The following is a 7910-nucleotide window of genomic DNA, read 5'->3' as shown; positions in this document are numbered from 1 at the left end:
CCACGGAAATGGGACTCAGGACATTTTCTATCGCCGTCCAGAGGTGCTGTACTATTCGACGCACCAATTCCCGTTTTATCCCGGGTCGGGCCGCGTTGAGGAGACCGGCGAAGGGGACGGCGCGGGATACACCCTCAACGTTCCGCTCATGGCCGGATGCGGGGATGCCACGTACCTGGCGGCCACCGACAAGATTCTCGTACCGGCGCTCCGCCGCTTCGGACCAGAGCTTATTCTGGTCTCGCTAGGGTTCGATGCCCATTGGGCAGACCCTCTGGCGCAGATGCGCCTGTCCCTGAATGGTTACGCGGAAGAGCTGAGCCGAATCCGCGGAGTGGCGCAAGAGGTCTGCAATGGGCGCATCGTGTTGTTCCTCGAGGGCGGTTACGATCTCGAAGTCATCCAGGCGGGAACCCGAATGGCCGCCGAAATCCTGATCGATCATCCGCTCGATCGGGACATGCTTGGGCCCGGCCCCACTGGGGAGGAGCCGCGCCTGGCGACGGACGTCATCACCGCGGTACGCGACCGGCACAACCTTTGGTCAGAAAAATAAAAGTATCATGTGAACAGTCCTCCCGATCCGACGGGTGGCTCCAACGGGGAATTACTGCGTGTTTGGGTTCATCACGAAAATCATCGGGGACAACCCCGAAAAAGAGCTGAAGCGAATTCAGCCGATCGTTGATCAGATCAATGAGCTCGATGCCGAAGTTGCCCGGCTTCCCGACGACCGTCTCCGAGACAAAACGGCCGAGTTTCGCGGCCGGTTCCTGGCGGGCGAAACCCTCGATAGCCTCCTCCCGGAGGCATTCGCAGTCGTGCGCGAGGCGGCTCGCCGGACAATCGGTCAACGACACTACGACGTCCAGCTGATCGGCGGCGTGGTGCTCCACTCGGGAAAGATCGCCGAGATGCGCACAGGCGAGGGCAAGACCCTCGTCGCGACGCTTCCCGCCTACCTCAACGCGCTTTCCGGGGAGGGCGTTCACGTCGTCACTGTCAACGACTACCTCGCCAAGCGGGACTCGGAGTGGATGGGGCCGATCTACCGATTCCTCGGGCTTTCGGTGGGCGCCATTCAGCATGACATGGACGTTCGGTCACGGCGGGAGGCATACGGCTCCGACGTGACGTACGGCACGAACAACGAATTCGGGTTCGATTACTTGCGGGACAACATGGTTTGGTCGGCGACGGATATGGTCCAGCGTGGGCTCGAGTTCGCGATCGTCGACGAGATCGACAACATCCTCATCGACGAAGCGCGTACGCCCCTCATCATCTCGGGGCCTGCGGAAGAATCGACTGAGTACTACCACATGTTTGCGCGCATCGTGCCGCGGCTTCGGCACGAAGAAGACTTCACCATCGACGAGAAGCAGCGGTCGATCTCACTGACGGAAGAGGGCATCGCGAAAGTTGAGCACGCAGTCGGCGTGAGCAATCTCTACGACGCAGAGAACTACGAGCTGACGCACTACCTCGACCAGGCATTGAAGGCTGAGTTCCTCTACAAGCTCGATCGGGACTACATCGTCAAGGATGGCGAGGTCGTCATCATCGACGAATTCACCGGTCGGCAGATGCCCGGTCGCCGCTATGGCGAGGGATTGCACCAGGCAATCGAGGCAAAAGAGGGCGTTCGGGTGCAGCGTGAGAACGTGACCCTCGCGACGATCACCTTTCAAAACTATTTCCGCATGTACCGAAAGCTGGCCGGGATGACCGGGACGGCGTCGACGGAGCAGGAGGAATTCCGAAAGATCTACAACCTCGACGTCATTCCCATCCCGACGAACCGCCCCATGATTCGTCGGGATCAGGCGGACGTCATATACAAGACCGAAAACGCGAAGTTTCGCGCCGTCGTGGACGAGATCAAGGAGCTAAACGAGTCTGGACGACCGGTGCTCGTCGGCACCGTCTCCATCGAGAAAAGCGAGCGCCTGAGCGAGATGCTGCGCCGAGAGGGCATTCGGCACGAGGTGCTGAACGCCAAGCAGCACGAGCGCGAGGCTGCGATCATCGCTCAGGCGGGCCGCCCCGGTAGCGTCACCATTGCGACGAACATGGCGGGACGTGGAGTGGACATCCTTTTGGGAGGAAACCCCGCGGGCCTGGCGGAAGCGATCGTGCGCCGCAAGTTCAAGGGAGACGATGACCCGCCGCCCGAGGCGGTGGAGGCGGCCCTCGCGGAGGCCTCGGAGCTGTGCGAGCGAGACCACGCGACCGTTGTGAATCTCGGCGGGCTCCACATCATCGGCACGGAGCGGCACGAGGCGAGGCGCATCGACAACCAGCTCCGTGGCCGGGCCGGGCGCCAAGGGGACCCGGGGTCCTCGCGTTTCTATATCTCGCTGGAAGACGATCTCATGCGGCGGTTTGGGGGCAGCACGATCTCGAACCTTATGGACAAGCTCGGGCTTGAAGAAGACGTCCCCCTCGAGCACGGGCTCGTCTCAAAATCCATCGAGACCGCCCAGCAGAAGGTCGAGAGCCATAACTTCGACATCCGAAAGCACGTCGTCGAATATGACGACGTGATGAACAAGCAGCGCGAGATCGTCTATGCCGACCGGAAATCGGTGCTCGGCGAAGATACCCTCCGCGACACGCTGATGGACTGGGTCGACCGCGAGATCGACGAGCTGGTGAGCGCCTTCTGTGCCGTGCGCGGCGAACCCGCGGACATCGATGGCCTCCTGGATGCGCTGGCGAAGTTGATCCCGACCGCGGTCGTGGAGCCGAACGAGCTGGAAGGCCGCCGCCCGGAGGAGATCAACGAGCTGCTCAAGGACCTTGCCGCGTCCGCGTACGAGGCGAAGGAGCAGGAGCTGGGGCCGGAGGTCATGCGGCAGGCAGAGCGGGCCGTCGTGCTGCGCATCATCGACTCGTTGTGGGTACGGCATCTCACCGCGCTCGACGATCTCCGGAACGGCATCGGCCTTCGCGCATATGGCCAGCGCGATCCTCTGGTCGAGTACAAGGTTGAAGCGCACCGCATGTTTGAGGAGCTGCAACGCGCGATTCAGCACGACGTTGCGCACACCATCTTTCACGTCACGCTGGCTCGGGAGCAGCGTCCCAGGGTGCGTCCGCAGCCGGCCATGGTGAACCGGCGCGGCGGGTCGCAACCGGCGAAGGTCGGCAAGAAGATCGGTCGGAATGACCCGTGCTATTGTGGAAGCGGCAAAAAATACAAATACTGCTGTGGACGATAGACCAAAAGGAGCGAATCCGGTAGCGATGTCGAATGCGAGCAGCACACTTCGGAGGGTATTGGAGAACGTCTCGCGGGTCCTGATCGGGAAGCGCCGCGAGGTCGAGCTGGCGTTAGTCGCGCTGGCGAGTGAGGGGCACATTCTCATCGAGGATGTGCCCGGGGTAGGCAAAACCATGCTTGCCAAGTCGCTCGCGCGTTCCATCGGCTGCTCCTTCCGACGGATCCAGTTCACGCCGGATCTGCTTCCCAGCGACGTGACCGGAGTTTCGATCTACAGTCAGAAGACCGGTGAGTTCGAATTCCGCCCCGGCCCGGTGATGACGCAGATCCTCCTGGCCGACGAGATCAATCGCGCGACGCCCAAGACGCAGTCCGCCCTGCTGGAGGCGATGGAGGAACGACAGCTCACCGTTGACGGGATTACCTACCCGCTCCCGCCTCCCTTCATGGTGATGGCGACCCAGAACCCCATCGAGTACGAGGGTACCTTTCCCTTGCCCGAGGCCCAGCTGGACCGATTCATGATGCGAATTCGCCTGGGCTATCCGTCCCGGGCGGACGAGGCCGCGGTCCTGGAATCCCAGGCGCTGTCTCACCCGATCAACGAGATCGAGCAGGTCGTGGATGGCTCCGCTTTGCTCGAAGTCCACCGGGTCGTGAGGCAAGTCCGCGTGGATCCGCTCGTGCGCCAGTACATCGTGGATGTCGTCTCGGCGACGCGGACGCATCCCGATGTGTACCTAGGAGCTAGTCCACGTGGCTCGCTCTCGCTGTTCCGGACCGCTCAGGCTCTGGCACTCCTGAACGATCGCGACTTCGTGATCCCGGACGACGTGAAGACGCTGACGGAGCCCGTGCTCGGCCACCGGGTTATCCTGAATCCGGCCGCGCGAGTTCGGAGCGTTCAATCGGCGTCAGTGCTTCAGGAAGTCCTGCAGTCGGTGGCTGTACCCGGCGCTCGCGTGCCCGCCTGAGCCATCTGCAATCAACCAGCCACCGGCGTATGGCGATGCGCGAGAAATCGGCGTGACGAGTCTCGAATGAAAACAATCGGTCTCTTGGCCCTGTGCACGGGCACGTTTCTCGCGGCGCTCATCGGTGGCTGGAGCGTCATGTACCACGTAGCCTATGTCACCGTGTTGCTTGTCGCGGTCGCCGCTGGATGGACGATGATCGGCGTTCGCACCATCGCCGTTGAGCGCCGCACGCGCGCACAACGAGCTGAGGTGGGCGGCTACTTCGAAGAATGGGTCGCCGTGGACAATACGTGGCGGCTCCCCAAGCCGTGGGTCGAAGTGCAAACGGACTCCACGCTCAGCGGCCACGGTATCCAGCGCGGGTTTTCCCTGGGGGGCGGAGCGCGGCGAAGCTGGACGCTTCGAACGCAGTGCGCAACCCGTGGGAAATTCACCCTCGGCAATCTCACGATTACGACAGGCGACCCCTTTGGGCTTTTCCAGCGGAGCGTGCGCTACCCGTCTCAGGAGACCATCGTGGTCTATCCGCAGACCGTGGACTTCACTACGCCTGCTCGAATCCCCGGCGATCTCCCCGGTGGCGCCAGGTCGAGCGGGCACGTGCCGTATGTGACGCCGACCGCCGCTAGCGTGCGGGAGTACGCGCCATCCGACCCGTTCGGGCGGATCCACTGGCCCAGCTCCGCGCGCCTAGGGCGCCTCATGGTGAAAGAGTTCGAGCTGGACCCGTTCTCGGACATCTGGATTGTGCTCGACCTCAATCGATACGTGCACTACGGCCGCGGAGCGGAATCAACCGAAGAATACGCGGTGACGGTCGCCGCATCGCTCGGCAAGCATTTCCTCATGCAGAACCGTTGCGTCGGCTTCGTGTCGCAAAACGAGGTCATTCAAGCCGACCGTGGCAGCCGTCAGCTCACCAAGCTGATGGAGCTGCTCGCGGTCGTGCGGGCGGATCGATGGCTCACCCTGGGCCAGACCCTCTCGGGGGAGAGCCTGCGGTTCAATCGGTTCTCGACGCTCTTCATCGTGACGCCGTCTTCCGACGCGGAATGGATCCACGTATGCCAGCACATCACGCAGCGTGGTGTCAACGTCATGGTCGCCCTCATCGAGTCCGCGACATTTGGCAGTGGCTCCGGCTCGATCGAGGTCGTGGGCTCGCTTGCCGCGTCGAACGTGCCCGTCTTTCTGGTGAAGCGCGGCGAGCCCCTCGATCGCCTGCTCTCCGAGCAGGCGGGATTGGTGGATCAGCCGGCGATGGCAGCAGGCGCCCATGGTGATTGACGCGGTCGGCTTGAACGCGCAAATCGCGCGCGTCCAGCGGATCTGGTTTGCGCTGGCGCTGGGCGGCGTGCTGGTCGTCTGCCCGGCGGCATCGGTTCAGGCGGCGGGATGGTCGGATCACCTGAGTCCGGTGCCCGTCATGGCGCTCGGTGGCCTGGCGGTGGCCGTGCTGCTTCCTGTATTTCGGATTCGGTCGGTTGTGAGCCATCCGATCGCCGTCCTCATTGGTCTGGCGTTCGTGAGCCTCGTCTACTCCTCGTTCCTGCCAACCCACGGCGTCGCGGAGCGCATGGAAGAGTTCCTCGGCCGCGTCGCCGCCTGGCTCGGCGCCGCCTTCTCCGGCGCGCCGAGCACGGACAATCTTTTGTTCGCCTATGCCATGAGCCTCATCGGGTGGTCCGTCGGCTATATCGGCGGGACAGGGGTGATGCGCGCCATGAACCCGTGGTGGGCCATCGTGCCGAGTGGCGCCGCGCTGCTGTTGAACCTTTCCTACGCCCCACCACATCTTCTGCCCTATGTCTTCGTGCATCTGCTCGCCAGCTTTGGCCTCCTCGGCCACATCACATCGCTGATGCGTGAAGAGCGGTGGCGCGCCCAGGAAGTCACGGAGACCCTGAATCGCGGCACGAGCTTCGCGCTGACTGGCGTTGGGGTGGGGCTCATCATCATCTTCGCCGCGTGGCGCATTCCCGTTGGGGAAGTCCAACGCGGCGTGGCATCCGCGTGGGAGAACGTCGCCGGACCCTGGCAAACGGCGCAGACGAACTTCGACCGACTGTTCGCCGCCCTCAATCCGTCGACGGTGCCAGGCAAGGGACTGACGGTCGCGCAGACGATGGCGCCGCGAGGGTCCTTCGAGCTGGGAGACGCGCCCGTGCTGCGCATCTCCGGACGCGAACCTGGGTACTGGCGCGCGGTGACCTACGACCAGTACACCGGACGCGCCGTGATCAGCTCCCCCACGATGTCGCAGCGGCTGGACCGACGGGAGCCGCTGGAAGGAAGCATGGAGACCGACGCGTCGCGCAAGTTCGCCGAGTACACAGTGACGGTCCTGGCCCCGTCGACGTCAGTCATCTACGCGCCGGACGCGCCGGTGACGATCAGCGTGCCCACGGTGTACGACTATCGAGAGGACCGGCACGATTATGGGTCGCTCCGGCCACTTGCGCCGATTCATGAGCAACAACGCTACAGCGTATTGTCGTCCGTATCGACCGCTTCGGCATCGGAGCTGAGGCAGGTGGGCACCGCGTATCCGTCATGGATGCACCAGTACCTCCAGCTTCCCGCTTCGTTGCCCGATCGCGTCCGGCGGGAGGGCCGCCGGGTGGTCGGCGAGGCGAGCAATTCGTACGATGCCGCGCTGAACGTCCAGCAGTACCTGCGTGGGCTAACCTACAGCACGCGCGTGCCCGTGCCACCGCCGAATCGCGATTGGGTGAGCTTCCTGCTTTTCGACTCGAAGGAGGGGTACTGCGACTACTTTGCGACGGCCATGATGGTGATGCTGCGAACGGTTGGGATTCCCGCGCGGGTCGCGAGCGGCTATGTGACCGGGGACTGGGACGGGGCGACTCAGTCTTACATCGCTACCGAGCACCATGCGCACAGCTGGACTGAGGTGTATTTTCCTGGCTACGGATGGATTGCCTTTGAGCCGTCGGCGAACCGCCCCGCGCCGGTGCGGCCAGAAAACCAAACCGCGTCGATTGGGACCGACGATCTGGTCAGCATCACCCAGGCGAACCCTGAGCTGGATGACTACTATGACGACGAGGATGAACTGGACGCTGGTTCGTTCGTGCCGCTGCCCCCTCCCCAAGCAGGCACCGGCCTGATTCTGGTCCGGATCCTGCTGGGGGTTCTCCTCCTTTCGATCGTCGGGGGGATTGGCGCCATTGGCATTCTTTGGAGGCGCGGCATTCGGCGGCTTCCGGCCATCGCGCGCCCCTATGCACAGCTCGTGCGGTTAGCCTCCTGGTGCAGGCTGGGCCCGCGACCGTCCCAGACGCCGTTCGAGTTCGGGCGGGATCTCGAACGGGTCTTGCCGACCGCCGCGGACCGAATCACCGCCATCACCGACGCATACGTCGCCGGGGTGTACGGGGCCAAGGCACACGACGAGTCGGCGTCGCGGCGGCTCGCGCGGATCGGGATGCAGACTCGCCGACAGCTGATCACGGCGATCGTGTTGGGCCGCTGGCGCCGGGCGCTGAGCGAGCGGCTCGGCGCCGTCGCGGGGACGCGCGAATAGAGCGCCTATCGTCTCCGACATGTGCGCTGGAGCACCCCGTACCGTACGGACTTGACGGAAGAGTGCGTCCTTGCGTACCATCCGCGCTATTCTGTATCGGCGCCTCGGTCGCCGTTCCAGGGCTCGGCCGACAGCGGGCCGTATAATCTGAGCGCGCTGC

At 63.7% G+C, this 7910-nt stretch carries 5 protein-coding genes; all 5 read left to right on the top strand.

Annotated elements, in window-relative coordinates:
- Window positions 1-556, top strand: a 556-nt coding sequence (locus tag VFC51_13040) for a histone deacetylase (protein HZT07950.1), incomplete at its 5' end; no start/stop codon positions are given.
- A gap of 58 nt (window positions 557-614) precedes the next feature.
- The gene (secA, locus tag VFC51_13035) at window positions 615-3224 is read left to right on the top strand and encodes a preprotein translocase subunit SecA (protein ID HZT07949.1); all 2610 of its coding nucleotides are present in this window, start codon (window positions 615-617) and stop codon (window positions 3222-3224) included.
- Window positions 3225-3249: 25 nt separating this feature from the next.
- Entirely contained in the window at window positions 3250-4200 is a 951-nt protein-coding gene (locus tag VFC51_13030; protein HZT07948.1) for a MoxR family ATPase, read from the top strand.
- A gap of 66 nt (window positions 4201-4266) precedes the next feature.
- Window positions 4267-5490 (top strand): DUF58 domain-containing protein, encoded by a 1224-nt coding sequence (locus VFC51_13025; GenBank protein ID HZT07947.1) that lies wholly within the window; start codon window positions 4267-4269, stop codon window positions 5488-5490.
- A complete protein-coding gene (locus tag VFC51_13020; GenBank protein HZT07946.1) occupies window positions 5480-7750 on the top strand; it encodes a transglutaminase domain-containing protein in 2271 nt (756 codons plus the stop codon). Before VFC51_13025 ends, VFC51_13020 begins: the two co-directional genes overlap by 11 nt.
- Window positions 7751-7910 lie beyond the last annotated feature (160 nt).

The sequence above is a fragment of the Chloroflexota bacterium genome (assembly GCA_035652535.1).
Lineage (GTDB): Bacteria > Chloroflexota > UBA6077 > UBA6077 > SHYK01 > DASRDP01.
Note: the sequence above shows the minus strand (reverse complement) of the source record. Positions and strands in the feature narration are given on the sequence as shown.